This is a genomic window from Amycolatopsis sp. A1MSW2902 (assembly GCF_017312175.1).
Classification (GTDB): domain Bacteria; phylum Actinomycetota; class Actinomycetes; order Mycobacteriales; family Pseudonocardiaceae; genus Amycolatopsis; species Amycolatopsis nivea.
This window is the reverse complement of record NZ_QJPO01000001.1, coordinates 1,558,165-1,584,078: the sequence shown is the minus strand read 5'-3', so window position 1 is coordinate 1,584,078 and position 25,914 is coordinate 1,558,165. Positions and strand designations below refer to the sequence as shown.

23 protein-coding genes are annotated in these 25,914 nt (G+C 66.9%); 18 read left to right on the top strand and 5 right to left on the bottom strand.

Features of this window, described 5'->3' with window-relative positions:
• Positions 1-109: 109 nt before the first annotated feature.
• The 8 genes from DMP23_RS07360 to DMP23_RS07325 are packed head-to-tail and all read left to right on the top strand — an operon-like array spanning position 110 to position 8,152.
• On the top strand, positions 110-1,564 hold the full coding sequence (locus DMP23_RS07360) for a 4-hydroxyphenylacetate 3-hydroxylase family protein (RefSeq protein ID WP_337820548.1): 1,455 nt from the start codon (positions 110-112) through the stop codon (positions 1,562-1,564).
• Positions 1,565-1,581: 17 nt separating this feature from the next.
• Entirely contained in the window at positions 1,582-2,583 is a 1,002-nt protein-coding gene (locus tag DMP23_RS07355; protein ID WP_337820547.1) for an amidohydrolase family protein, read from the top strand.
• A gap of 9 nt (positions 2,584-2,592) precedes the next feature.
• Positions 2,593-3,609, top strand: coding sequence for a hypothetical protein (locus DMP23_RS07350; protein ID WP_337820546.1), 1,017 nt, complete (start codon positions 2,593-2,595; stop codon positions 3,607-3,609).
• Positions 3,610-3,611: 2 nt separating this feature from the next.
• The gene (locus tag DMP23_RS07345) at positions 3,612-4,280 is read left to right on the top strand and encodes an RraA family protein (protein WP_337820545.1); all 669 of its coding nucleotides are present in this window, start codon (positions 3,612-3,614) and stop codon (positions 4,278-4,280) included.
• Positions 4,280-4,927 carry an RraA family protein gene (locus tag DMP23_RS07340; protein ID WP_238604713.1) on the top strand — a complete coding sequence of 216 codons (648 nt, stop codon included), beginning with the start codon at positions 4,280-4,282 and terminating at the stop codon, positions 4,925-4,927. The genes DMP23_RS07345 and DMP23_RS07340 overlap by 1 nt, the downstream gene beginning before the upstream one ends.
• On the top strand, positions 4,924-5,562 hold the full coding sequence (locus DMP23_RS07335; protein ID WP_337820544.1) for a 4-carboxy-4-hydroxy-2-oxoadipate aldolase/oxaloacetate decarboxylase: 639 nt from the start codon (positions 4,924-4,926) through the stop codon (positions 5,560-5,562). Before DMP23_RS07340 ends, DMP23_RS07335 begins: the two co-directional genes overlap by 4 nt.
• A 5-nt stretch (positions 5,563-5,567) precedes the next feature.
• Positions 5,568-6,530: a flavin reductase gene (locus DMP23_RS07330; RefSeq protein ID WP_134728790.1), complete on the top strand. Its 963-nt coding sequence runs from the start codon at positions 5,568-5,570 to the stop codon at positions 6,528-6,530.
• An 11-nt stretch (positions 6,531-6,541) separates the two neighbouring features.
• Positions 6,542-8,152: an FAD-dependent monooxygenase gene (locus tag DMP23_RS07325; RefSeq protein WP_337820543.1), complete on the top strand. Its 1,611-nt coding sequence runs from the start codon at positions 6,542-6,544 to the stop codon at positions 8,150-8,152.
• A 59-nt stretch (positions 8,153-8,211) separates the two neighbouring features.
• Here DMP23_RS07325 and DMP23_RS07320 read toward each other — a convergent pair whose 3' ends face one another.
• Both DMP23_RS07320 and DMP23_RS07315 read right to left on the bottom strand, forming a co-directional pair.
• Positions 8,212-9,588, bottom strand: a complete 1,377-nt coding sequence (locus DMP23_RS07320; protein WP_337820542.1) for an aldehyde dehydrogenase family protein — start codon at positions 9,586-9,588, stop codon at positions 8,212-8,214.
• A 55-nt stretch (positions 9,589-9,643) separates the two neighbouring features.
• Positions 9,644-10,795: a PucR family transcriptional regulator gene (locus DMP23_RS07315; RefSeq protein WP_337820541.1), complete on the bottom strand. Its 1,152-nt coding sequence runs from the start codon at positions 10,793-10,795 to the stop codon at positions 9,644-9,646.
• Between the two features lie 74 nt (positions 10,796-10,869).
• Between DMP23_RS07315 and DMP23_RS07310 the strand changes: the two genes are divergently transcribed.
• Positions 10,870-12,480, top strand: coding sequence for a thiamine pyrophosphate-binding protein (locus DMP23_RS07310; protein WP_337820540.1), 1,611 nt, complete (start codon positions 10,870-10,872; stop codon positions 12,478-12,480).
• A 196-nt stretch (positions 12,481-12,676) separates the two neighbouring features.
• Here the strand turns inward: DMP23_RS07310 and DMP23_RS07305 are convergent, their stop codons facing one another.
• Entirely contained in the window at positions 12,677-13,849 is a 1,173-nt protein-coding gene (locus DMP23_RS07305; protein WP_337820539.1) for a M20 metallopeptidase family protein, read from the bottom strand.
• Between the two features lie 166 nt (positions 13,850-14,015).
• On the opposite strand from DMP23_RS07305, the gene DMP23_RS07300 reads away from it, so the two are divergent.
• From DMP23_RS07300 to DMP23_RS07265, 8 genes are all read left to right on the top strand, one after another.
• Entirely contained in the window at positions 14,016-14,696 is a 681-nt protein-coding gene (locus DMP23_RS07300; protein ID WP_337820538.1) for a FadR/GntR family transcriptional regulator, read from the top strand.
• Between the two features lie 89 nt (positions 14,697-14,785).
• A complete protein-coding gene (locus DMP23_RS07295; protein WP_037817914.1) occupies positions 14,786-15,835 on the top strand; it encodes a pyridoxal phosphate-dependent aminotransferase in 1,050 nt (349 codons plus the stop codon).
• A gap of 161 nt (positions 15,836-15,996) precedes the next feature.
• The gene (locus DMP23_RS07290) at positions 15,997-17,763 is read left to right on the top strand and encodes an ABC transporter permease (RefSeq protein WP_037817915.1); all 1,767 of its coding nucleotides are present in this window, start codon (positions 15,997-15,999) and stop codon (positions 17,761-17,763) included.
• A 16-nt stretch (positions 17,764-17,779) separates the two neighbouring features.
• Positions 17,780-18,895 carry an ABC transporter substrate-binding protein gene (locus tag DMP23_RS07285; RefSeq protein WP_037817917.1) on the top strand — a complete coding sequence of 372 codons (1,116 nt, stop codon included), beginning with the start codon at positions 17,780-17,782 and terminating at the stop codon, positions 18,893-18,895.
• Positions 18,896-18,933: 38 nt separating this feature from the next.
• Positions 18,934-20,094, top strand: a complete 1,161-nt coding sequence (locus DMP23_RS07280; protein ID WP_337820537.1) for an ABC transporter ATP-binding protein — start codon at positions 18,934-18,936, stop codon at positions 20,092-20,094.
• A gap of 22 nt (positions 20,095-20,116) precedes the next feature.
• The gene (locus DMP23_RS07275; protein WP_037817920.1) at positions 20,117-21,382 is read left to right on the top strand and encodes an amidohydrolase family protein; all 1,266 of its coding nucleotides are present in this window, start codon (positions 20,117-20,119) and stop codon (positions 21,380-21,382) included.
• Entirely contained in the window at positions 21,382-21,666 is a 285-nt protein-coding gene (locus DMP23_RS07270) for a hypothetical protein (protein WP_238604723.1), read from the top strand. Before DMP23_RS07275 ends, DMP23_RS07270 begins: the two co-directional genes overlap by 1 nt.
• Positions 21,663-22,040 (top strand): Rieske 2Fe-2S domain-containing protein, encoded by a 378-nt coding sequence (locus DMP23_RS07265; protein WP_081685031.1) that lies wholly within the window; start codon positions 21,663-21,665, stop codon positions 22,038-22,040. The genes DMP23_RS07270 and DMP23_RS07265 overlap by 4 nt, the downstream gene beginning before the upstream one ends.
• A 291-nt stretch (positions 22,041-22,331) precedes the next feature.
• On the opposite strand, the gene DMP23_RS07260 is transcribed toward DMP23_RS07265, so the two are convergent.
• On the bottom strand, positions 22,332-22,913 hold the full coding sequence (locus DMP23_RS07260; RefSeq protein ID WP_037817921.1) for a TetR/AcrR family transcriptional regulator: 582 nt from the start codon (positions 22,911-22,913) through the stop codon (positions 22,332-22,334).
• Positions 22,914-22,992: 79 nt separating this feature from the next.
• Between DMP23_RS07260 and DMP23_RS07255 the strand changes: the two genes are divergently transcribed.
• Positions 22,993-24,390, top strand: coding sequence for a cytochrome P450 (locus DMP23_RS07255; protein ID WP_337820536.1), 1,398 nt, complete (start codon positions 22,993-22,995; stop codon positions 24,388-24,390).
• On the opposite strand, the gene DMP23_RS07250 is transcribed toward DMP23_RS07255, so the two are convergent.
• Positions 24,373-25,857 carry a SulP family inorganic anion transporter gene (locus DMP23_RS07250; RefSeq protein WP_337820535.1) on the bottom strand — a complete coding sequence of 495 codons (1,485 nt, stop codon included), beginning with the start codon at positions 25,855-25,857 and terminating at the stop codon, positions 24,373-24,375. The two genes, DMP23_RS07255 and DMP23_RS07250, sit on opposite strands and share 18 nt — an antisense overlap.
• Between the last annotated feature and the right edge of the window lie 57 nt (positions 25,858-25,914).

Below are 25,914 nucleotides of genomic sequence, written 5' to 3'. Positions count from 1 at the left end.
CGCCCTCGGCGGAGATTCCCGCAGCGGACCGATTCTTCGGCGCCGCGATTTCCGTAGCTTCGAATCGTCGCCCGGTGCGGGCCCGTCACAGACAAAGGAGTCGGAGTACATGGACATTTCCGGTGCCACCGGGGCGCTCACCGGCGAGCAGTACAAAAAAAGCCTGAACGACGGCCGCGAGGTCTGGCTCGACGGCAAGCGCATCGAGAACGTCGCGGAGCACCCGGCGCTCAAGCCGACCGTCGACGAGTTCGCCCGGCTGCTCGACCTGCGGTTCGCCACTCCCGAGGGGCGGGCGGCGACCCTGTTCAAGTCCGAGGAGACCGGCAACGAGGTCAGCTACGCGTTTTCGCTGCCGAAGACGCCGGAGGAATTGCGCGCCAAATTCGCCGCGTCGGAATGGTGGATGCGGGAAAGCCTCGGTCAGCTCGGCCGTTCGCCCGACTTCATGTCGAATGTCGCCGCCGGTCTCGCCGATTACGCTGACGAACTCGACCAGAACCGCGAAGGGTTCGGCCAGAACGCCCGGGATTACCGCCGGTTCGCGATGGAGCACGACCTCGTCCTGACCCATGCGCTCGGCGACCCGCAGATCGACCGCAGCGCCAGCCCGCTCGACGACCCGGACCTCGCGCTGCGCGTCCTCGAGGAGCGCGAGGAGGGCGTCATCCTGCGTGGTGCCAAGCAACTCGCCACCCTCGCACCGTTCTCCCACGAGGTGCTGGTGTACCTCAACGGCGTCACCGCAGCGCGCGGAGCGGAAGACTTCGTCATCTGGTTCGCGCTGCCGATGAACACGCCGGGCCTCAAGATCCTGCTGCGCGAACCGCTCGGCGCGGCCGACAGCGGGCACTCGCATCCGCTCGGGAACCGGTACGACGAGCAGGACGCGATGCTGTTCTTCGACGACGTTTTCCTGCCGCGCGAACGCATCTTCCTGCTCGGCGACTCCCTGCGCGCGCTCAAGGGCCTCGGCCGGATCAACGTGTGGAGCCTGCAGAGCACGCACATCCGCTTCCTCGCCCGGATGAAGTTCTTCACGTCGGTCGCGAAGAAACTCGCGCACTCGATCGGCGTGAACACTTTCCGCGGCATCCAGGAACAGCTGGGCGAACTCATCTCCTACGTCCAGACGCTCGAACTGGCGATCAAGGGCGCCGAGGCGGACGCCGTCGTGACGCCGGGCGGGCACCTTGCCCCCAGCAATACCAACGGCGTCGGCTTCTGGTCGGCTGACATCTCAGCGCGGATGGTTCAGATCTTGCGCCAGGTCGCCGCGTCCGGGCTCATCATGCAGCCGACCGAAGCCGACCTGGCGAACCCGGAACTGCGTCCGTTTCTGGACCTCTACATGCGCGGCCACGACATCGGCGCGGCGGAGAAGGCGCGGCTGTTCCGGCTCGGCTGGGAGCTCGCCGGCTCGAGTTTCGGGATGCGCCAGGAACTGTACGAGTACCTGCACCGCGGCGACCCCGGCGCGGGCCGCACCCGCCTGCTGCGCTTCTACGACACGTCGGCGACGGACGCGCGCGTCGACGAACTCATCAGCAAGCCGCTCGTCTGAGACGCAAGGAGCATCCCGTGATCATCGACGTCCACGGCCACATGTCCGCGCCGGACGCCTACTACGCCTGGAAAGCCTCGCTGCTCTCGCACCGCGGCGCGCACGGCGGCAAACCCCCGGCCATCAGCGACGACGCGCTCGCCGCCGCGTATCACCACCCGCACCCGAGCTTCGGCGACATCTCCCATCTCGCGCACCTCGACGGCGCCGGAATCGACCTGCAGATGATCTCGCCCCGCCCGTTCCAGATGATGCACAGCGAACGGCCGGCGAAGCTCGTGCAGTGGTTCACCGAGGAGACCAACAACCTCATCCACCGCGCGACCGAGCTGTTCCCCGGCCGGTTCAAGGGAGTCGCCGGGCTGCCGCAAAGCCCGGATCTGACGCCGCGGGACTGGACCGTCGAGCTGCGCCGCACGGTGACCGAACTCGGTTTCGTCGGCGCGATGCTCAACACCGACCCGTATGAAGGCACGGAAACCCCGCTGGCGCTCGGCGACCGGTACTGGTACCCGGTCTACGAGGTGCTGTGCGAACTCGACGTCCCGGTGCTGCTGCACGCGGCCGGATGCAAGCCGCCCGCGCGCGAGCCGTACAGCCTGCACTTCATCCAGGAAGAAACCGTCGCGGTGTGGAGCCTGGTGAACTCCACCGTGCTAAAGGATTTCCCGGACCTCAAGGTGATTGTCTCGCACGGCGGCGGCGCGATTCCGTACCAGGTGGGCCGGTTCCTGCCGTCGGTGGTGCGCACCGGAGTGTCCTATCTGGACAAACTGCGCCGGCTGCATTTCGACTCGTGCCTCTACACTCAGGACAGCCTGGAACTGCTGATGAAGGTCGTCGGCACCGACCGGGTGCTGTTCGGCTCGGAAAAACCGGGCACCGGCTCGCAGATCGACCCCGAGACCGGGCGCTGGTTCGACGACATCCACCTGCTCATCGACGACATCGCCTGGCTCGGCGAAAAGGAGCGCGCCGACGTCCTCGAGAACAACGCCCGCGCGCTCTTCCAGCTCTGAGGGGAGATCATGACCGAGATCGTCGCCGGGATCGGCACCTCGCACGGACCGCAGCTGAAGGCGCCACCGCCGCACGCCTGGGATACCAGAGGCACCGCGGACCGCGCCAGCAAAGGCTTGAAGTTCCGCGGCGAGACCTACAGCTACGAAGAACTGCGCGAGCTGCGGGAGGACTTCTCGCACGAGATCACTCCCGAGGTGATGGCGCGTCGCTGGGAAAGCTGCCAGCGGTCGATGGACCGGCTCGCGGACTTCATCCGCACCCAGGACGTCGACGTCCTCGTCATTGTTTCCAGCGATCACAAGGAAACCTACGGCGACGAATGGCTCGCCCCGTTCTCGGTGTTCTGGGGCGACGAGGTCGCGCATGTGCCGTTCACCCAGGCGCAGCTCGACGCGATGGCCCCCGGCCTGGCCGAGGCGGCGACCGGCGATGTCCCGGATCGCACGATCATGCGGCCCACTCACCGCGCGCTCGGCAAGCACATCATTCAGTCCACCCAGGCCGAGGATTTCGACACCGGTGCCACCGAGGTCATCCCGGCCGGGCGGTACGAGAACCACACCATCCCGCACGGCTTCGGGTTCATCTACCAGCGATTTCTCGGGCAGGAGTCGACGCTGCCGATGGTGCCGCTCTTCATCAACACCTTCTGGGAGCCGAATCCGCCTGGTGCCAAACGCTGCTACGACTTCGGGCGTGCGGTCGGCCGGGCGATCCGGTCGTTCCCCGGCGACCTGCGGGTCGGCGTCGTCGCTTCGGGCGGGCTCAGTCACTTCGTGATCGACGAGAAGCTGGACCAGGAGTTTCTCGAGGCGCTGCGGAACCACGATGCCGACTACCTTTCGTCCGTCCCGGCTGCCGAGATGCGGTCCGGCGCGTCGGAGCTGCGCAACTGGATCGCGGTCGCCGGGATCGCCGACGAGGCGGGCCTCGCCGTGACGAGCGTGGACTACGAGCCGTGCTACCGGACGGAAGCCGGTACCGGCAACGCGATGGGTTTCCTTACCTGGGAACGGAAGTGAGCATGTCTCCCGAAGAGATCATCTCCGCGCTGCGCGGGCTCGACAGCTGCGCGGTGTCCGACGCACTGGACACGCTCGGACTGCCCGGCGCGGTCACCGCATTGAAACCGATGTGGCCCGTCGGCACCGTTCTGGCTGGCCGCGTGCGCACGGTCACCGCCGCGCCCAAAGCGACTGCGGGACCGGCGACGCACATCGCCACTCCGCTGGTCGCGATCACCGAGCCGGACGACGTCGTGGTGATCGACAACCACGGCCGCACGGACGTGTCCTGCTGGGGCGGTCTGCTCGCCGAGGCCGCGGTCCGGCGCGGCGTGGCTGGCGTCATCGTGGACGGTGCCTGCCGCGACGTCCAGGAGAGCGAAGCGCTGAAGCTCCCGGTCTTCGCGCGCACGGCCGTTCCGGTCAGTGCGCGGGGCCGCATCGTGCAGGCCGCGATGGACGAGCGGATCCAGATCGCTGGTATCTCAGTTGCCCCGCAAGACTTTGTGCTCGCGGACGTGAACGGCGTCGTCTTCGTCGCCGCGGGAGACGCCGAGCGCGTTGTCGAACTCGCGCAGCGGATCGCTGATCGGGAAGCCCGCATGGCGGAGGCGGTCTGGTCCGGTCGTGACGTGCAGGAAGTCATGCACGATTCCCAATTCCCCTCAGTCACTGTGGAGCAGCGCTGATGTCTCTCCTCGACCGCTTCTCCGCGCTCGGCACCGCGACGGTGTCCGACGCCCTCGACAAGCTCAAGCGTCCGGGCAGCCTGCTCGGGCTCGCCCCGCTCGCGGACGGACAGCGCATGGTCGGCCGCGCGTTCACCGTGCGCTACGTCAGCGCGCAGGTCCCGGCCGGCACCGTCGGCGATTTCATCGACCAGGTCGAACCGGGCCAGGTGATCGTGCTCGACAACGACGGCCGGGTCGATTGCACGGTGTGGGGCGACATCCTGACCGCAGTAGCGCACCAGCGTGGTATCTCAGGCACGGTCATTGAAGGCGTCTGCCGCGACACGCACCGTGCGCTTTCCATCGGCTACCCGATCTACAGTCGCGGTCGTTTCATGCGCACCGGCAAGGACCGGGTCGAGGTGGCCGAGGAACGCGGGCCGGTGACCATCGGCGGCGTGACAGTGCGCCACGGCGACATCCTGCTCGGCGACTCGGACGGGGTCGTGGCGATCCCGCGGGATTGCGAGGACGACGTGCTGGAGGTCGCCGAGATGATCCAGGCGCGCGAGGAAGCGATCCTCACCGCTGCGCTCGGCGGCGCGACGATCGCCGAAGCCCGCGCGAAGTACGGCTACCACGACCTGCAGCGGGCGGACGCATGACCACGTTGGCGGAAGACACCAAGGAACTGCTGACGCTCGGCACGGCCACGCTGTACGAGGCTTCCGGCCTCGACTGCTTCCTGGACCCCGCGTTCCGGCCAGCCTGGGACGGTGCGCAGATGGTCGGCCGCGCGGTGCCAGTGTCGGCACAGGTCGGCGACAACCTCGCACTGCACCACGGCATTGAAGCAGCCGGACCGGGTGACGTTCTCATCGTCGACGCCGGTGGCGCGCCGTTCGGGTACTGGGGCGAGGTGATGGCGGTCGCGGCGCAGGCACGCGGCATCAACGGCCTGGTGATCGACGGCGGCGTCCGCGACACCCAGCAGCTCGCGTCGCTCGGGTTCCCGGCGTTCAGCACGGCGATCTCGATCCGCGGCACGATCAAGAACTGGCCGGGAACCGTCGGCCGCCCGATCACCTTGCGCGGCCGGGTGGTGCGCCGAGGCGACGTCGTCGTGGCCGACCGGGACGGGATCGTCGTGTTCCCGGCGGACGAGTACGACCGGGTTCTCGCCGCGTCGAGGGCTCGCGCCGAGAAGGAAGCGTCCTATCTGGACCGTCTTCGCGCCGGAGAGACCACTTTGGACGTCTACGACTTCCGCCAACTCGGCGTTCCGGACGAGGCGAGGTGAATCCCATGACCTCCGACCAGCAACGGATCGACAGTTTCCGCCAGGCCGCCGGACGGTTCGCTTCCGGGGTCACGGTGGTGACGACCGCGCTCGACGGGCACCTTTACGGGATCACCGCGACCTCGTTCGTTTCCCTTTCGCTGAATCCGCTTTTGGTGACGGTCTCGATCAATTCGCACAGTCCGATCCTTGACGAGATCCGCGCGAGCGGGGTCTTCGCGATCAACGTGCTCGGCCGTCATCAGCAGGACGTCTCCGCGTGTTTCGCGCGACGTGGACGCGGCCGGAGCAAGGAACGGTTCGACGAGGTCGAGACGCACACCGAGGCCACCGGCGCGCCAGTCGTCACCGGTGCGCTGAGCTGGTTCGACTGCACGGTGCACACGATGCTCGGCGGCGGCGACCACATCATTCTCGTCGGCGAAGTCGTTTCCGCGGGCGGTGGAACCGGGCAGCCGTTGCTGTACTGGTCCGGCGAATACCGTGAACTCAGCACGGCGGAAGAGGCCGAGGCGGACATCGGCCGGATCGCGGATTCGCTGTCCATTCAACTGCATTTGCACGGGATGCGAACTGAACAGCTGCTGGAAGCGCAGCACGCGGTCGAACCCGCTGCCGCCGCGCTCGCCGCGCGTGCGGCGGCTGACGACCAGGTCGCGCAATTGCGAGCGCTGGTCGAGGAATCGGAGAAACACGTCCACGACGCCAGCCGCTACAACCCGCTGTCGCTGGAATTCCATGCCCGGCTCGGTTTGCTCAGCGGGAATCCGGCGATCGCCGCGTCGGTCGGTGCGTTGAACCGTCCTCGGGAAAGCGTGTATGCCGTGCACACCAACGCTGAACGGGCTTCCCGCGCCGTCGACGCGCACCGCCGCATCCTTCAGGCCATTGAGGACCGTGACGAGGATGCGGCCCGCCGGTTGATGACTGAGCATCTTGGCGTGGTGGCACAAGGAATGCCGTGCTGAACGGAGAAACCATGGACGCAGACGTCCTCATCGTCGGCGCGGGTCCGGTCGGGCTGGTCGCCGCACTCGATCTGAGCAGTCGCGGTGTGTCGGTGATCGTCGTCGAGGAACGGGAGTTCCTGGAACCGCCGAACGTCAAGTGCAACCACGTCGCCTCGCGCACCATGGAGAGTTTCCGGCGGCTCGGGATCGCGGCCGAGGTGCGCGCCGCCGGGTTGCCGCGCGACTACCCGCAGGACGTCGCGTTCCGGACCTCGCTGACCGGACGGGAACTGTCGCGCATCCCGATCCCGGCGAGCGGGGAGCGGTACACCTCCCGCGTCGGCCCCGACACGAGCTGGGCGACACCGGAACCGCCGCACCGGATCAACCAGACGTTCCTGGAGCCGATCCTCGCCCGGAACGCCGCTGGCGCCCCCGGCGTGACCCTGCTCAACCGCACCCGGTTCCACTCGGTGAGCCAGGACGAATCGTCCGTCTCGGCAGTCGTGTCCGACAGTTCGGGCGAACGCACCCTGCGCGCTCGGTACTTCATCGGCGCGGACGGCGGCCGTTCAGCGGTGCGCAAGCAGATCGGCGCGAAGCTCAGCGGTGATCCGGTGCTGCAGCACGTGCAGTCCACGTGCATTCGCGCGCCGAAGCTGTATTCGCTGATGTCCGCCGACGAACCGCGGGCGTGGGGCTACTACACGTTCAACTCACGCCGCGTCGGGCACGTGTACGCGATCGACGGCACGGAAACGTTCCTCGTGCACACCTACCTTGCCTCGGAAGACGAGGCGGTCGACCGAGACGAAGCGATCCGCGCGATCCTCGGGGTGGACGAGTCTTTCGAGTACGACGTCGTGTCCAAAGAGGACTGGGTCGCCCGCCGGCTGCTCGCCGATCGGTTCCGCGACCGGCGGGTGTTCCTCGCCGGCGACGCTTCGCACCTGTGGGTCCCGTTCGCCGGATTCGGGATGAACGCGGGCATCGCGGACGTGCTCAACCTGACCTGGCTGCTCGGCGCGCGTCTCGCCGGCTGGGCGGAGGAAGGGATCCTGGCCGCCTACGAGGCCGAGCGACGGCCGATCACCGAACAGGTGTCGCACTTCGCGATGAACCACCAGCGGAAGCTCGCCCGCCCGGGGCTCCCCGCCGAACTCGAAGACGACACCCCCGTCGGTGCGGTCGCGCGCTCGTCGTTCGGTGCCGCGGTACGGGAGTTGAACGAGCCGCAGTTCGCCGCCGCAGGGCTGAATTACGGTTACGCGTACCACGATTCGCCGATCATCGCCTACGACGGCGAGGAAGCGCCCGGTTACACGATGGGCAGCTACACACCGTCCACTGTGCCCGGTTGCCGTGCCCCGCACTTCACGCTGGCGGACGGATCCTCGCTGTACGACCATTTCTCGCCCGGCTATACGGTGATTGCTGGGCGAGGGGTTGATATCTCAGTGCTGACCGGTGAAGCGGCACGGCGAGGTATCCCAATCGCGGCCGTTGAAGTGGACACGCTCCCGGACGAATATGTCTGTCCCCTCACGATGGTGCGTCAGGATCAAACTGTGGTGTGGCGAGGTGCTCCGCCTGATCGGGCGGCTGCGGCCGAGTTGTGGGAAAAGCTTCGCGGCGCTTGACCCCCGGCCCACAGTGAAGGCCTCCTCGAGGAAATCCCTCCAGGAGGCCTTCACTGGTTTCACCGGCGGATGATTTTGCTGGCCGCCATGGCTTTCAGGCCTTCCACGCCGAACTCCAGCCCGTAGCCGGACGACTTCGTGCCGCCGAAGGGGATCGCCGGATCGACGCCGCCGTGCTGGTTGATCCAGACGGTGCCCGCCTCCAGTCGCTGCGCCACCGCGTCGACCTCGTTCGCGTCCGCACCCCACACCGAAGCGCCCAGCCCCTGGTTGGTGCCGTTGGCGCGGCGCACCGCGTCGTCCACTTCGGAGTACCGGATCACCGGCAGCACTGGTCCGAACTGCTCCTCGTCGACGACCGCGGCACCGTCCTCGACGTCCGCGATGATCGTCGGCCGGTAGAACAGCGGCCCCAGTTCCGTCGCCGGGGTGCCACCGGTGACGACCCGGGCGCCGCGTGCCCGGGCCTCCTCGACCAGTCGGGAGACGATCTCGAACTGCGCGGGATTCTGCACCGGCCCGAGCCGGTTCGCTTTGTCCTGCCCCGGTCCCATCGGTGCCTTCTCCGCGCGTTCGGCCAGCGCGGACACGACGTCGTCGTAGATCGATTCGTGCACGTAAAGCCGTTTGAGTGCGGCGCACACCTGGCCAGTGTTCATGAAGGCCGCCCAGAACAGCTTGTCCGCGACGGCGTCGACGTCCGTGCCGGGCAGCACGATCGCCGCGTCGTTCCCGCCCAGTTCCAAGGTGAGCCTGGCGAGGTTGCCCGCCGAGCTCTCGACGATCCGGCGGCCGGTCGCGGTCGAACCGGTGAACACGATCTTGGCGATCCTCGGATGCGCGGCCAGCGCGGCACCGACCTCGCGATCGCCGGAAACCGCGGTCAGCACGTCCGCGGGGAGGTGACGGCGGAAGATCTCCGCCAGCGCGAGCACGCTCAACGGCGTGTTCTCGGAAGGCTTCAGCACCACCGTGTTTCCCATGCGCAGCGCTGGCGCGACGTGCCACACCGCGATCATCACCGGGAAGTTCCACGGGCCGATCGACGCGACGACGCCGAGCGGGACGTAATGCTGTTCCGCGCCGTCCGGCAGCGACTGCGGTTCGAGCACCGTGTCCGCCGTGGACCGGAGCCAGTGCGCGGCACCGTGTGCCTCGCCGGCACCACCGGCTTTCCCTTGCTCCGCAGTGATGATCTCGCCGAGTTCTTCGGCGTGCGCGTCGATGTCGTCCGCGATGACGTGCAGGATGCGCGACCGTTCAGCGTGTCCCAGTGCCGCCCAGGACGGTTGTGCCTCGGCCGCGGCGGCGATCGCGGCGTTGAGCTGGTCGACCGTGTGCACCGGTGCGTGGCCGACGACTTCCCGGGTCGCGGCGTCCAGGATCGGCCGTCCGCGGTCGTCGGCGACCGAGACGGTGGTCAGCAGTGCGTTCATGCGGGACCCTTCCGTAAAAGTTCACATTGAATATAGTCAATTGAAGGCGGGGCGGCTAGCGAAGACCGGCCAGCGTCGCGATCCGCAGTCCCGTGTGGAGTTCGCGGCGCACCTTCCCGTCGGCGAGATCGACGTCGGCGACCGCGCGCACGCGATCCAGCCGGTAGTAGAGGGTGCTGCGGTGGACGTGCAGGGTCTGCGCGGTGCGCTGGGCGTCGCAGCCGCAGTCGAGGTAGGTCTCCAGGGTCTGCGCGAGGTCTGGTCCGGACTGCGCGTCGAGCAGCCGTCGTACGGCATCGGGGAGATCTGAGATATCAAGGGCCTCGAGGGGGAGTTGCAGCAGCAGCCGGTCCAATCCCAACTCGGACCAGTGCGCCACGCAGCCGGCGTCGCCGCCGCGCAAGGCGATCCGGGCTTCCCGCAGGGACCGGTGCACGCCGGACAGCGGCGCGTGCGCACCGCCGACCCCGGCGTGCAGGCCGGAGAAGGCGGGCTGCGCAAGGAGAGCTGACAGTCGTGCGGTGTCGATTTCGTAGGGCACCAGCAAGACAGCTTCGCTGCCGAGCACCGCGCCGACCGCTTTCAAGGTGGGGAAGACCGGGATGCTTGACAATGCTCGGTCCAGTACGAGGCGGAGGGTTGCCGAGCTGGGCTCGGCGCGCGGCGGGGTCGCGATCGAGATGACCGTGTAGTGCGGGACGGGGGAGAGCAAACCGCTGGCGAGCAGTTCGTCGGCGGCTCGGACGCGCTGGTCGTCGGTGCCTTCGAGGAGCGCGGCGAGCAGGCGTCGCGCGCGGTCCTCGTCTTCCCGGTTGCCGAGCGTCATCGCGGCCAGCAGCAATCCGATCTGCGCCCGGCGTTCGCGCAGCTCGTCGTCGTCCCCGTAAGCGGACTCGTCGTCCTCGGGGATCGTGGAGGAGAGGTAGCCGACGAGCCGCCCCTCGTGCCGGACCGGCGCGACGAGCCGGGACTGGCCGCCGTCGAGCGGCGGGATCCGGACCGGGTCCTGCGCCTGGCCCACCCGGTAGTCCCGGATGGACTCCCGGGCGCGCGAAGATCCTTTGTGGGACAAGATGATCGCCAGCCGGGCGTGGTCGACGTCCTGGTCGTGCACGCTGAACGCGATCACCGTGAAGTCGACGTCGAACACGATGATCGGCCGCCCGAGCCGGTCGGCGTAGGCCTGCACCTGTCCTTCGAGAGTCATGCTCGCCTCTTCCGTTGCCAGCTGCCCGAGATTTGATCTATATTCATTATAGACATTTGACGAGAGGGATCCGCATGGCACAGATGACAGGCGGTGACGCGCTCGCCAGCGCGCTCATCAGCGAGGGCGTCGACACGGTCTTCGGCATTCCCGGGGTCCAGCTGGACGGGCTCACCGACGGCATGTACCGCAAGCGCGACGAGCTGGAACTGGTCGTTCCGCGGCACGAGCAGGCGACCAGCTACATGGCGGACGGCTACTACCGCACTTCCGGCCGTCCCGGGGTGGCGATGGTCGTGCCGGGCCCTGGAGTGCTGAACGCCGGCGCTGGGATGGCAACGGCGTACGCCTGTTCGTCGCAGGTGATGCTGCTGGCGGGGACGATTCCGTCGCCGCTCGTGGGGTCCGGGCTCGGGGCGCTGCACGAGATTCCCCGGCAGACGGACACGGTTCAGGGGCTGACCAAGTGGTCAGCGCGGCCCAAGCGGGTCGAGGAGATCCCGGATCTGGTGCACGAGGGGTTCCGGCAGATGCGGACTGGACGGCCTCGTCCGGTCGCGCTGGAGCTGGGGCCGGATCTGCTGCACGCGGTCGCGGATCTCAACCCGGGGGAGCCGTTCGGGGTGCGGGAGCCGGAGGCACCGGAGCGGGACGTTGTCGAACTCGTGCGGCTGCTGGCGGCGTCCGAGCGGCCGGTGATCCATGTCGGCGGGGGGATGCGGGATCCGCGGGCGTTCAAGTTGCTGGCCCGGCTTGCTGAGCTGCTGGACGCGCCGGTGGTGATGAGCGAGAACGGGCGGGGGGCGATTGATGCTCGGGATCCGCATGCGTTGCCTGCCTTTGCTTTGTGGGAGCTGCGGGCTACGGCGGATCTTGTGGTTTCGTTCGGTAGCCGGTTTCTGACGCCGTTTGGGCAGCAGTTGAATATTGGGGATGCTCGGCTGGCGTTGGTGAATATCGATGCGGCTGATCTTCGCGCGCCGCGCCGGCCGGATCTTGCGGTCAATGCTGATGCTGTTGCGGTGTTGGAGGCGTTGGTTGGGCGGCTGTCGCCTCGGGCTGGTTGGGGGGCTGAGCTGGTTCGGTTGCGGGAGAACTGTGCTGCGCGGATTCGGGCGCAGGCTGGGCCGCAGATGGAGTTCGTGGACGCTATTCGGGCTGTGTTGCCGGAGGACGGGGTTTTTGTCAATGAGCTGACGCAGATCGGGTATGTGTCTACGTACGGGTTTCCGGTGCAGGCGCCTCGGTCTTATGTGTGGCCTGGGTACCAGGGGACTCTTGGGTATGCGATGCCTACTGCGTTGGGGGCCGCGGTGGGGGCTGGGGGGCGGCCGGTGGTCGCGGTTACCGGGGATGGCGGGATCGGGTGGTCTTTGCAGGAGTTCGCTACTGCTAAGAAGTATGGGATTCCGTTGGTTACGGTGTTGTTTGAGGATTCTCGGTTTGGGAATGTTTGGCGGATTCAGCGGGATACTTATGGTGGTCGGTTTATTGGGTCTGAGTTGACTAATCCTGATTTTGAGTTGCTGACTCGGGCGTTTGGGTTGGATTTCGCGCTGGCTGAGGATGCTGGGGCGGTGGAGAAGCATGTCGGGGCGGCTATTGCGGCGGGGCGGCCTGCGGTGGTTAAGGTGCCGGTGGGGGTGTTTCCTTCTCCTTGGCCGTTGATTCACGAGAAGCATTGAGTTCTCGTCGCCTGGCGGCGACATCGCTTGAGGGTTGCGTGGGGCACCCCGAAGCTTGATTGTGCTGACGGTCTGGGGGTGCTTGTCAAGGCGGGAAAGATGCCTTGACAAGCACCCCCAGACCGCAGGGAGGCTTCGTATCGGGGTGCGGGGGAGGGGCTGGGTGCCTCGATGGGTGGGTGCACCGGTGCGGTTTTTAGGGTCGTAGGTGGCTTAGGGCTAGTGCTGTTAGTGCTGTTGCTTGGTCGCCGAGCACGTTGTCGTCGAAGATTGCGCGCGGGGAGTGGTTCATTTCTGCGGTGTCTGGGGCGATTCCTTCTGGTGTGGTGCCTAGGAAGATGAAGGCGCCTGGGACCGCGTTGAGTACGGCGGAGAAGCTTTCCGATGCCATGATCGGGTGTTCCAGTGGTACGGCTCGTTCTGCGCCGAATAGGTCGGCTAGCACGGTTAGCGCGTGTGTTGCTGCTTTCGGGTCGTTCGCGGTTACTGGGTAGACCGAGCGGAACTCCGTCTCTGCTTGGCAGCCGAAGGCTGATGCGATTCCGGTTGCTAGTGAAGGTAGTTCGCGGGCCAGGATTTCTACGCTCTCTGCGGACAGTGCGCGGATCGTCGCGGCTAGTGTTGCCTCGTCGGGGATTGCGTTGATGATGTCGCTTGCCTGCATTTTGGTCACTGACAGCACAACTGGGTCGAAGACCGGGAACCGGCGGGTGACGTAGGTGTGCAGGGCCGAGATGATCTGGGCTGCGGCTGGGACTGGGTCCACCGCTTGGTGCGGTCGGGAGCCGTGGCCGCTGCGGCCTCGTATTCGTACCGTCAGGCTGCTGGCTCCGGCCATGATCGAGCCGGGGCGGGTGGTGAATACGCCGGAGCGGCCTGGCAGGACGTGAATGCCGTATGCGGCCTCGACGCCTGCGAGGATTCCCTCGTCGATCAGGCGTTGTGCGCCGCCGCCGGCTTCTTCGCCTGGTTCGAACATGAAGACAACCGAGCCGGCGATCTCGTCTCGGTGGGCGTTCAGGAGTTTGGCTGCGCCAACGAGTGCGGCTGTGTGCAGGTCGTGGCCGCAGGCGTGCATCAACCCGGGCGTCTGAGATGCGAACGGCAGGTCGGTTTCCTCCGTGACGCGCAGGGCGTCCATGTCTGCGCGCAAGAGGACCGAGGGGCCTGGGCGGGCGCCGCGCAGTACTGCGACGATTGAGGTGAAATCGGGTGGGCCTGGGGTTACTTCGAGGTCCAGTCCAGACAGTGCGGACAGTACGGTTCGCTGGGTGTTCGGGAGGGCGAACCCGGCTTCGGGGTGGGCGTGGAGGGTGCGGCGGAGTGCGACCAGTTCTGAGTGAAGGGCAGCGGGGGCGGAAACCGGCATGGGGGCTCCTTAGGCAACGGTGCGTGCCGCGCTGGTGACGCAGGCGTCTAATGTCTACAATCAATATAGACGATGCCGGGTGTTCGGGGTTCCGGTGCGCCTCTAATCTGTCACTACGCGTGACCCGCGTCGGCGACGTCACCGGACCGAGTACTTCGGAGGACCCTTGCCGCAGATCACGAACACCGCCGCTGCCGTCCAGGTCGCTCGCGCGCTCGAGGACGAGATCGTCTCGGAGGGCTGGAGCGCCGGGCACTTCGTCGGGCGCCGTCAGGAGCTGATGGCGCGCTTCGAGGTCGCTCCGGCGACGTTGAGCGAGGCGATTCAACTGCTGCGCGCCCGCGGCATCGTCGATGCCAAGCCGGGGCCGGGCGGCGGGATCTTCGTCGCGACGCGTTCGCCCTTCACGCACCTGAGCGATCAGCTGCTCCAGCTGCGCGAGGGTAAGGCGACCGTGGAGAACTGCCTGCGCGTGCTGGACGCGCTCGACGGTTCGGTGCTGCACGACGCGGTCGAGAACGCGAGCGACGAGGACATCGCTGATATCTCAGCGTGCGCCGACACGTTGAAGGCGGCCTGGGATTCCGCCGAGGCGCCGACGGCGATCTGGGCTCTGCACGCGCGGATCGCGCAGGTGTCGCCGAACGAGCTTTTGCGCAGCCTGTATACGAATCTCGTCGACTACATCATCGCCGCGAAGCTCGAGGGCGTCACCGCGCCGACCACGAAGGAGCGGTTGCGGACGCACCTCGACTTCGCCGAGGCGGTCATGAAGCGCGACCACGAACTGGCGGAGTCGGCGATTTCGCGGCACCGCCGACCTGCCGTGGCAGCTCGGCCTTCCTGAGATCTTGATCCGGGCGAACTTGATGGATGTACACGCGCTCAGAATTATGTATATTCATTACAGTTAATCGTCCGGCTTGAGGAGGATGCATGCTGCTGGAGCTCCGCAGTGTGGTCGACCGCGTGCTCGCCGCCCCCGATCGCTCGTCCCGCGGTGCGCAGCCGCCGATCCGCTTGTCCCAGAACGAAATGCCGTGGGCACCCGCGGACGTCATCGTCGCCGCGATGACCGAAGCGGCCCGGAATGCCCACCGCTACCCCGATTACCACCGTGCCGCGGCACGCGCCGCGGTCGCCGAGGCGATGGGTCTGGACGCGGGGCGCATCGCGATCGACAACGGATCCGGCACGCTGCTGCACGCGCTCGCCCGCCTGGTCTGCGAACCCGGCGTGCACGGCGTGCGCCCGGCGCCGTCCTTCGAGGCGTACGCGGCGGCGCTTTCGCTCGCCGGCGCGGAGTCCACAGAGGTCGGTCTCGACGCGAACGGCGCGATGGATCTCGACGCGATGCTCGCCGCGGTCGGCCCGGAAACCCGCATTGTCTACCTCTGCAATCCCAACAACCCGACGGGCGGGCTGCGCGGGGTCGAGGATATCCGCGACTTCCTGAAAAGCGTCCCGTCGCGCGTGCTGGTTGTTGTCGACGAGGCGTACCGCGAGTTCGTGTCTGCCGAACCGGTGGACGCGACTGTCGGATTGCTCGACGAGTTCGAGAATCTCGTGCTGCTGCGGACACTGTCCAAAGCACACGGTTTGGCGGGCATCCGCGTCGGTTATGCCGCTGCCGCACCGCGGATCGCGGAGGCACTGCGCCGCACGTCTGTCGGCTTCGCGCTCAACAGCGTGGCCGAGGCAGCGGTCATCGCGGCGTTGAGCGCGGAAGGATTGGCTGTGGCGAAGGAAAGAACCGCCGTCATCGTCTCCGAACGCGCCCGGATCGAGGCCACGCTGACCGCGGCGAACGTCGCGTTCGTGCCGAGCCAGACGAATTTCCTTTTCCTGCCGGGAAACGCGGCCGACCTGCTGTCCCGTTTGGAGGCTCGCGGCGTGCTCGCGCGGCCGTTCCCGAAGGCGGGCGGGGCGCGCGTGACGATCGGGCTGCCCGAGGAAAACGACGCGGTGCTCGCCGCCCTGATCTGATCAGCGGTTTCCTCCGACACCGTGTCGGAGGAAACCGGAAGGACTTCGGAGAGCCGCTCGATGAGCCGCCGCACCCGAGTTCTTACGCTAACCGGCAGGACGGACGGAGCGGTTCGTCCCCGCGGCGGGCAACCGGCCGCTCGCAGGAAGGAACGACTGCAGTGACGGAGCGCCTTTTCGAGCACGACCGGCGAGCGTCGATGCGCCGCTCGGTGACCGGCGGTGTGCTCAAAGCAACCCTGCTCGCCGGGCTCACGCTGATTTTCGTCTATCCGGTCGCGATGATCGTGCTCGGCGCCTTCCGCGACGGGCTGCCCTCGGACAACATGCCGTTCACCATGGGCGGCCTGCTCGCCGCGTTCGAGGCCCCGGAAACGTGGCACACGCTGTGGAACTCGATCGTGCTGGTCGTCGTGTGCGGCACCATCTCGGTGGCCGGCGGCGGGCTGTTCGCCTGGATCGCGGCCAACACGAACGTGCCCGGCCGCAAGCTGCTCACGCCGATCATGGTGATCAACCTGTTCGTCCCGCCGCTGTTTCACACCCTCGGCTGGATCATGCTCGGCAACGCGCAGAACGGCCTGCTCAACCAGTTCGGCCGGGAGCTCGGCACGCACGGCCCGCTGATCAACATCCAGGGCTGGGGCGGGCTGATCCTGCTGACGTCGCTCGGCTACATGCCGTTCGCGTACCTGCTGCTGCTCGGCGCGTTCAAGAACCGCGACCAGTCGCTCGACGAGGCCGCGGCGATCAGCGGCGCGGGCACGGTGCGGACCTTCTTCACCATCACGATCCCGTCGGTCGGCCCGGCGATCACCGGCGCGGCCCTGCTGATCGCGGTGCTGGTGTTCCAGTCGTTCGACGGACCGCAGTTGATCGGCCGCCAGGCGGGCATCTACGTCTTCTCGACGCAGATATATCACTACGTCCGGGATGAGGCGCCAGCCGAGTACACCAAGGCGTTCGCGCTGTCGCTCGTGCTGATCCTGCTGGTGCTGCTGTTGTTCCTGGCGCAGCGCTGGATGCTGCGCGGCCGCAGCTTCACCACGCTCACCGGCAAGACGTCGCGGCGCGATCCGCAGGAGCTGGGCCCGATCCGCTGGGTGCTGTCCGCGCTGATCGTCGTGGTGGTGCTGCTGAACTTCCTGCTGCCGCTGTTCGCGATGGTGCTCGGCAGCCTCCAGCCGATCTTCGGCGTGATGAGCACCGGGCTGACCCTGGACAACTACGTCACGATGCTCACCGACCCGCAGTTCAGCTCGAGCCTCGCGCTCACCGCGTGGCTCGCGGTCATCGGCGGCTTCGGCTCGATCTCGATCGCGCTGCTCACGACGTACGTCACCGCGCGGCGCCGGGGATTCCTGCGCAGCTACACCTCGTTCGCCGTCTGGATTCCGTGGGCGCTGCCCGGCGTCGTGCTCGGCCTCGCCTACATGTTCGCCGTGCTTTACCTCCCGGCGTTCCGCGGGCTCTACGGTTCGGCGTTCCTGATGACGCTCGTGCTGGTCGTCGCCACGATCCCGGTGTCCAGCCGGATCGCCGAGGGCGCGCTCGCCCAGCTGTCGCCAGAACTGGAGGAGGCCGGCCGGATGTCCGGCGCGAGCGCGGGCCGGGTGCTGGTGACCATCGTGCTGCGCCTGGTCATCCCGAGCTTCCTGGCCGGCTGGTTCCTCTCCGCGCTGTTCATCTCGGGCAACCTCGCCGTGCCGATGCTGCTGGCTCCGCCCGGGCTGGAACCCGTTTCGCTGACCGCCTTCCAGCAGTTCCTCACCGGCGAGATGTCCCGCGGCGCGGCGCTGTTCATGATCATCCTGCTCGCCGCGTTCGCCGTCCTCGCGCTCGCCGCGGTGTCCGTCAAGCTCGGCGGCCGGATCCTCGGCCGCCGCACCGACCAGTTGTCCGGCTCGTTCTCCCGCATCACCCACTGACCCGAGAGGAAGAACAATGAAGTTCTCCCGCACGAAACTGCGCGCGCCAGCGCTGGCGCTCACCGCCGGGCTGCTCGTCTCGCTCACCGCCTGCGCGTCGGCGGGCGCGACCAAGTCGAGCACCCCGGTCGAGGTCCCCGGTGCGTCCGCGGCGGCCAACAAGTACATGAACGAGCTGTACGACAAGGCGTTCGCGGCCAACCACACCCAGCTCGTGCTGTACGGGCCCGGGGTGACCGCGAACCAGGCGATGAACGACGTGTTCACCAAGCGCTTCCCCGGGATCAAGCTGCTCCCGCAGGACCAGGCGGACGCGCAGATCCTCACCAAGCTCGACACCGAGGCGCAGAGCGGGAACCGGATCGCGGACATTTACGTCGGCGGCGAATCCCCGCAGGCGGCGGCGAAGCCGAACATCTGCACCACCGCGGACGTGCGCACCGCCGACCCCGGGTTCAAGATCCCGACCGACAACGACGGCAGGCTCACCTACTTCGCCTTGCGCTACTTCGGTTTCGTCTACAACACCGACCAGGTGCAGAAGCAGGACGCGCCGAAGAACTGGCACGACCTGCTCGACCCGAAGTGGAAGGGCAAGATCGCGGTCGGCGACATGACCGTGCCCGGCGGCATCCGGTACATCCTCGAATCGCTGATGCTGCCGGAGAACGAGAAGAAGTGGGGTCGCTCCTACCTGGAGAAGCTGGCCGCGCAGGACCTGCAGATATCTCAATCCGAGCCGATGGTGCCCACAGATGTCGCCAGCGGCCGGTTCCCGGTCGGCATCGCCGTGTATCAGGGCTACTTCGAGGCGCAGAAGAAGAAGGGCGCGCCGATCGACATGGTGTTCCCGCTGGAGGACGGCGGAAACTACATGGCGCGCTCGGCACTGTGCCTGATCAAGAACGCGCCGCACGCTGAGGCCGCGCAGCTCTACGTCAACTGGCTGTACTCGCCGGAAGGCCAGAAAGCGCTGGCCGAGAAGGACAATTCCTACGGCCGCACGCCGACCGCGCCCGGTCCGCCGGGACTGCCGTCGCTCGACAAGCTGCCGCGGCTGCCGTTCTCGAACCCCGACCCCGCGTTCAACAAGCCGTACTTCGACTTCATCACCCAGGCGTTCAAGAAGTAGCACCTCGCCTCCCGGCCGAAGAGAAAGCGCAGGTCACGATGACCGAGGTCCAGGTATCCGGACTCACCAAGAAGTACGGCGCGAAGGCGGCGCTGCACGAACTGGATCTGACGATCGAGTCGGGGCAGTTCGTGACGCTGCTCGGCCCCTCGGGCTGCGGCAAGACCACGACGTTGCGCTGCCTGGCCGGGCTGGAACGGCCGACCTCGGGCCGGATCGTCATGGGCGACCGGGTCGTGGTCGACACCGCGCGGCGCACGTTCGTGCCCGCGGACAAACGCCAGGTCGGCATGGTGTTCCAGAGCTATGCGCTGTGGCCGCACCTGAGCGTCACGGACAACGTCGCGTACCCGCTGAAGGTCGCGCGGATGCCCGGCCGGGAGCGGGCGCAACGGGTGCAGGAAATGCTCGACGCGGTCGGTCTGTCCGACCTCGGGAAGCGTTCGGTCACCGCTCTGTCGGGCGGTCAGCAGCAGCGCGTGGCCCTCGCCCGTGCGCTGGCCGCCCGGCCGGGGATCATCTTCTACGACGAGCCGCTGTCCAATTTGGACAGCAAACTGCGGTACCAGATGGGCCAGCAGGTGCGCTCGCTGCACAACCGGTTCGAGACGACATCGGTCTACGTGACGCACGACCAGGAGGAAGCGATCACGCTGTCCGACCGGATCATCGTGATGAGCGAGGGCGTGATCGTCCAGTCCGGTACGCCGAGCGACCTGTACGACCGCCCGAATTCCGCGTACGTCGCGGATTTCATGGGCTTTCAGAACATCCTGCCCGGGACGGTCACCGGCGTGCACGGGAAGACCGCCGACGTGCGGGTCGACGACACTTCGCTGGTCTTCTCCGGGATCGCGACCGGCGAGGCTTCGATCGGGGACCGGGCCGACATCGCGTTCCGCGCGGCGCATGCCCGGCTGTCTCCGCAGGGTTCCGGGCCCGGTGCGTTCGGCGGAACTGTCGAGCGCACCACCTACCTCGGCAGTGCCGTCAACCTTCTCGTCCGCGCGGACGGGCTCCCCATGCGCGTGCGCACCGAAACGGCCGAACTGTCCGCGGAATCGGTCCCGACCGCCGGCGAAGAACACACTTTCGCGGTCAGCCCCGACCGCGCCGTCGTCATCCCGCACGAGAACGCGGCCCCCGCCGACGACGATTACCTGACCACGATGACCGATGCCGCCGTCGCGCCCCGCTGACGCCGGACGAAGGGAAGAATCCGTGCCCGATTTCTCCAGTCCTCGCTCCGACGGGCCGCGGATCCGGGAACTCGCCGAGATCGGCGGGCGCACCGACACCCGCGACGTCCTCGCCCACGCGACCAAACAGGCCGAGCGGGAGTACGACGACTACTTCATCGTCGATATCGACGCGCACGTCTCGGAAGACCATTTCTGGGGCGAGGTGCTGGAACTCATCGACAACGACGTGTGGCGCCAGATCGGCATGGACCAGTTCGGCAAGTTCGCGGGCAATAACGCGCTGCTGAACATTCAGCCGGGGATGTCGCACCAGAGTGTCGGCGGGCGGATCGGGCATCAGGGCCGCAAGGAGCCGCTTGGCGGGGTGTCCGGGCATCCGTTCGTCGCCGCCGCCCGGCGCGGGATGGACGCGATGGGGCTGGACTACCAGGTGGTGTTCCCCAGCGCGATGTTGCTGCTGGGCATGCATCCGCAGGACGAGATCGAGGTCGTGCTCGGGCGGGCGTTCAACCGATGGCTGACCGAAGTCGTTCTGCCGCAGGACGATCGGCTCAAGGGGATGTTGTACCTGCCGTACAATACGCCGGAGGTCTGCGAGGAACTGGTTGAGAAGTATGCCGGTGATGACGGGATCATCGGGTACACGGTGTGTTCTACACGCAACAATCCGGTGCATTCGGATGTTTACACGCGGTTGTACAAGCTTATCGAGGACAGCGGGAAGCCGCTCGCGTTCCACTCCGGGTATCACTGGGGAGATCCGTCGTTCGCTCAGCTGAACCGGTTCCTGTCGATGCATGCGTTGTCGTTCACGCATTACAACCAGATTCATGTGACCAACTGGATCATCAACGCGATGCCGGAACGGTTTCCGCGGCTGAAGATGGTGTGGGTGGAGAGCGGGCTGGCTTGGATTCCGTTCCTCATGCAGCGGCTCGATCACGAGGTGCTGATGCGGCCCAGCGAGGCTCCTGGGCTGACCCGGTTGCCCAGTGAGTACATGAAGGAGATGTGGTATACGAGTCAGCCGATGGAGCGTACCAGTATGGAGTTGCTGGAGGCTGGGATGAAGGCGTTCAACGCGGAGACTCAGTTGTTGTATTCTTCGGACTGGCCGCATTGGGATTGGGACGCGCCGTCTACGATTACGCGGTTGCCGTTTTTGTCTGAGCAGGCTAAGCGGAATATTCTGGGGTTGAATGCTGCTCGGGTGTTCAATCTTCCTACTGATCGGCGGAAGCCTGCTGCGAAGAGCGTGCTTCATGAGCGGCCTGGGGTTTCGTGATGACATCTGAACTTGCTTCGCTGGTATCTCGGCTGGGCTCGCTGACATCTGAGATCGCCTCGGGGGACCAGGCCGCGGCGGTCGCCGACGAAGAGATCGCTGAGCTGTTGTACGCGGCGGCTCGGTTGTTCTCTGCCAAGACGGATCGGGTGGGGAAGATTTCCTGGCCGGTTCGCGAGGACGCGTTGACGGCTACTGAGACCGTGGTTTTGGTTACTGCGTTGCTGGATGCCGCGGATGTGAATCTTTTCGATATGGCGATCTGGTATCGGAGGGCCGAATGAGCTCGGTGCGGCGGGACGTTGTTGTTGCTGGGTTGGCGGATCTTCGGGTCCGGGGGCGGGTCGTGGTGGACGTCGACGGCCTGGAGGTGGGGGTTTACTTTCATGCTGGGGAGGTGCGGGCTTGGCATAATGTGTGTCCGCATCAGGGCGGGCCGGTTTGCCAGGGGAAGATGATGCCGCGGACTGTTCAGCCGGTTCGGGAGGATCGGAAGAGTGCGGGGCCTGCGTTTCATCCGGCTGATCGGAATATTGTTTGTCCTTGGCATGGGTTTGAGTTCGATGTTCTTACTGGGCGGCATCCGGCGGATGGTTCGGTGCGGTTGAGGGCGGTTCCGGTTCGGGTGGTGGGGGATGAGGTTGTGGTTCGTATCTGATGTCTGCTTGGTGGGCGGCTCGTCGCCTGGGGCGACATTGCGCCCTGAGTGGTTGCGTGGGCACCCCGATTTTTGATTGTCACTACGGCGCGGGGGTGCTTGTCAAGGCGGGAAAGATGCCTTGACAAGCACCCCCGCGCCGTGTTTTTGGCGTCGTATCGGGGGTGGGGGAGGTGTGGGTGCCTTGCTTGGGGTGCATCGGCTGCGGGGGCGAGCGGGGAGCGTGAGGGGGCGTGAGGGGGACCTGAGGGAATCTGGGGTCGTGAGGGTGCCCTCACGCGCGTGCGTGCGTTAGATCGTGGTGGGGTCTACGTCTACTGCGGCGAAAAGGGTTCGCGCGCAGAGGTCTCGTAGCTCTTCGGTGCTGATCTTCGGTTCGTCCAGCCAGTCCAGGATTAGTGTTGCCACGAAAGAAAGCCATCCCCGCACTGCGAGTTGTGTCGTGGGGGTTACTGGGCGCAGTTGGCTCACGGCGGACAGGATGCGGTCCGCGTTCGCTGCCATTCCTGCTTCGCAGATTTCCCGGATTTCGCGGTCCGCGTCGCCTGCGCTGCGGTGCACGATGCGGTAGCCGTCGGGGTGGGTGCGGGCGAATTCCAGGTATACCTCCAGCCCGGCGCGCAACTGCTCGGCTACCGGCAGCGCCGGGTCGGGTTCGCTCATGGCCAGGAGCTGGTCTCGCTGGCCGCGCACGATTGCGGCGAAGAAGTCCTTTTTGGTGGGGAAGTAGTGGTACAGCAAACCGCGGGAGACGCCCGCGATTTCGGCTACCTCTTCGATCCACACCTCGTCGTACGGGCGGCCCGCGAACAGGCCTGCTCCGATGGTCAGCAGCTGTTCGCGGCGCTGTTCGGTGCTCAGGCGCGTCCGCATCTCCCCAGCTTACTTGACACCGGTTCAGTAGCGGGGGATGGTGACCCTATTGGATGTGGGTTCAGTAGGGAGCGAAACTGTGGACACCACCGCGATTCCGCATCGGCCGGGCCGGTTGCCGGTGCTCGGGGACCTGCTCGGGACCAATGTGCGCACGCCGTTGCAGAGCACCATGCGGGCCGGTGCGGGGCTCGGGCCGATTTTCACCCGGAAGTTCTTCGGTCTCGAGATCGTGTTCGCCTGCGGGATCGACCTGGTCACCGAGCTGAACGACGAGACAAGGTTCGGCAAGCACGTCGGGCTTGGCGTCGAGCGGTTGCGCGGCGTCGTCGGCGACGGGCTGTTCACCGCGCACACGCGTGAGCCCAACTGGCGGCTGGCGCACGACATCCTGCAGCCCGCGTTCTCCGCCGAGGCGATGCGCCGCTACCACTCGATGATGCTCGACGTCGCCCGCGAGCTGACCGCGGCGTGGGACCGCGCGGACGGTCCGGTCGACGTCGCTGCCGACATGACCCGGCTGACGCTCGAGACGATCGGGCTCGCTGGGTTCGGTTACCGGTTCGGGTCGTTCGAGCGGGCCGAACCGCATCCGTTCGTCACCGCGATGATCCGTGCGTTGCGGTTCGCGCAGCTGGACAACGTCAAGCTTCCGTTCGTGCGGCGGGCGCTGGCCGGGTCGGCCGCGCAGAATCAGGCTGACATCGCGACGATGACGAACCTGGTCGACGAGGTCATCGAGAGCCGCCGCCGCGAAGGCGGCGAAGCGCGTGACCTGCTCGGTTTGATGCTCACCGACGGGCACCCGATGACCGGGGAGCGGCTCGACCCGGTGAACATTCGCAACCAGGCCATCACTTTCGTCGTCGCGGGGCACGAGACGACGTCGGGCGCGCTGTCGTTCGCGCTCTACTACCTGACGCGCCATCCGGAACTGCTGGAGAAGGCTCGCGCTGAAGTCGACGCGGTGTGGGGTGATCGCGAACCGGCCTTCGGGGACGTCGCGAAGCTTCGGTACGTCCGCCGCGTGCTCGACGAGGCGATGCGGCTGTGGCCGACCGCGCCCGGCTATACCCGGGAAGCCCGCGAAGACCTGGTGCTGGGCGGAAAATACCCGATGCGCAAGGGTGATTCAGTCATCGTGCCGCTGCCGATGCTCCACCGCGACCCGGCCGTGTGGGGGCCGGATCCGGAGAAGTTCGATCCGGACCGCTTCGAGCCGGCGGCGGTGCGGAAGCGTCCGGCTCAGGCGTACAAACCGTTCGGCACCGGGGAACGCGCGTGCATCGGCCGCCAGTTCGCGCTGCACGAAGCGGTGCTGGCGCTGGGGGTCATGCTGCAGCGCTACGACTTCGAGGCAGATCCGGCGTACGAGCTGAAGATCGTGGAATCGCTGACGCTGAAGCCGAGCGGATTCACCCTCCGGCCGCGGATCCGGGAACGGGCGGCCGGGCTGACCTCAGCTGCTGCCCGCTAGTTCCCCGGACAGGGTTTCGTGCATTGCCGCGCTGTGTTTGTTCAGGCCGACGATCTCGACGGTTTTCCCGCGGGCCTCGTACTTCGTCGTGATGGCGTCGAGCGCGGCCACGGTCGAGGCGTCCCAGATGTGCGCGGCCGATAGGTCGACGACCACGCGCTCCGGGTCGTCGGCGTAGTCGAACTGGTAGACCAAGTCGTTGCTGGACGCGAAAAACAGCGCCCCGGTGACGGTGTACCGGACGCTGCCGGGCTCGCGTACCGCGGTCACCTCGACCAGGTGCGCGACCCGGCGCGCGAAGATCACCATCGCGGTGATCGACCCGACCACGACCCCGATCGCGAGGTTGCTGGTCGCCACCACGATGCCCACGGTCACCGCCATCACCGCGACCTCGCCGACCGGCATCCGCTTCAGCGTCTTGGGCGCGATCGAATGCCAGTCGAAGGTGCCGAACGCGACCAGCACCATCACCGCGACCAGCGCGGCCATCGGGATCCGCGACACGACCGGCCCGAACACCAGGCACAGCACCATCAGGAACGCCCCGGCCAGGAACGTCGACAGCCGCGTCCGGCTGCCCGCGACCTTGACGTTGATCATGGTCTGGCCGATCATCGCGCAGCCGCCCATGCCGCCGAAAATCCCGGTGACGACGTTGGCGACGCCCTGACCGACCGCTTCCCGCGTCTTATTCGAATGCGAGTCCGTGATGTCGTCGACCAGTTTCGCGGTCATCAGCGACTCCATCAGCCCGACCAGGGCGAACGCCAGTGCATACGGCGCGATCAGGCCGAGCGTGCCGAAGGTGAACGGCATGTCCGGGATCCCCGGCACCGGCAGCGCCGAGGGCAGTGCGCCCTTGTCGCCGACGGTCGGCACCGCGATTCCGGCCGCGATCGTCAGCGCGGTGAGCACCGCGATCGACACCAGCGGCGCGGGCACGGCCTTGGTGAGCCGCGGGAAGAACACCATGACCGCGAGACCGCCGGCGAACAGCGGATACACCGGCCACGGCACGTCGATCAGCTCCGGCACCTGCGCCAGGAAGATCAGGATCGCCAGCGCGTTCACGAAGCCGACCATCACGCTGCGCGGCACGAACCGCATCAGCCGCGCGACGCCGAGCGAGCCGAGCACGATCTGGAACAGGCCGCCCAGCACCACCGTCGCGACGAGGTAGCCGAACCCGTGTTCCCTCGCCAGCGGCGCGACCACCAGGGCGATCGCCCCGGTCGCCGCGGAGATCATCGCCGGACGGCCGCCGACGAACGAGATCACCACCGCCATGGTGAACGACGCGCACAGGCCCACGCGCGGATCGACCCCGGCGATCACGGAGAACGAGATCGCCTCCGGGATCAGCGCGAGCGCGACGACCAGCCCGCCGAGGATTTCGGTGCGCGCGACCCGCGGCGACAGCCATGCCGGACGTCGAATGGACACAGTGGACAGTGACGAGGGCACGGTGGATTACCTGTCGGTTTCGGGGGCGGGCAGAAAGAGCCGTTTTCGACGGTAGCG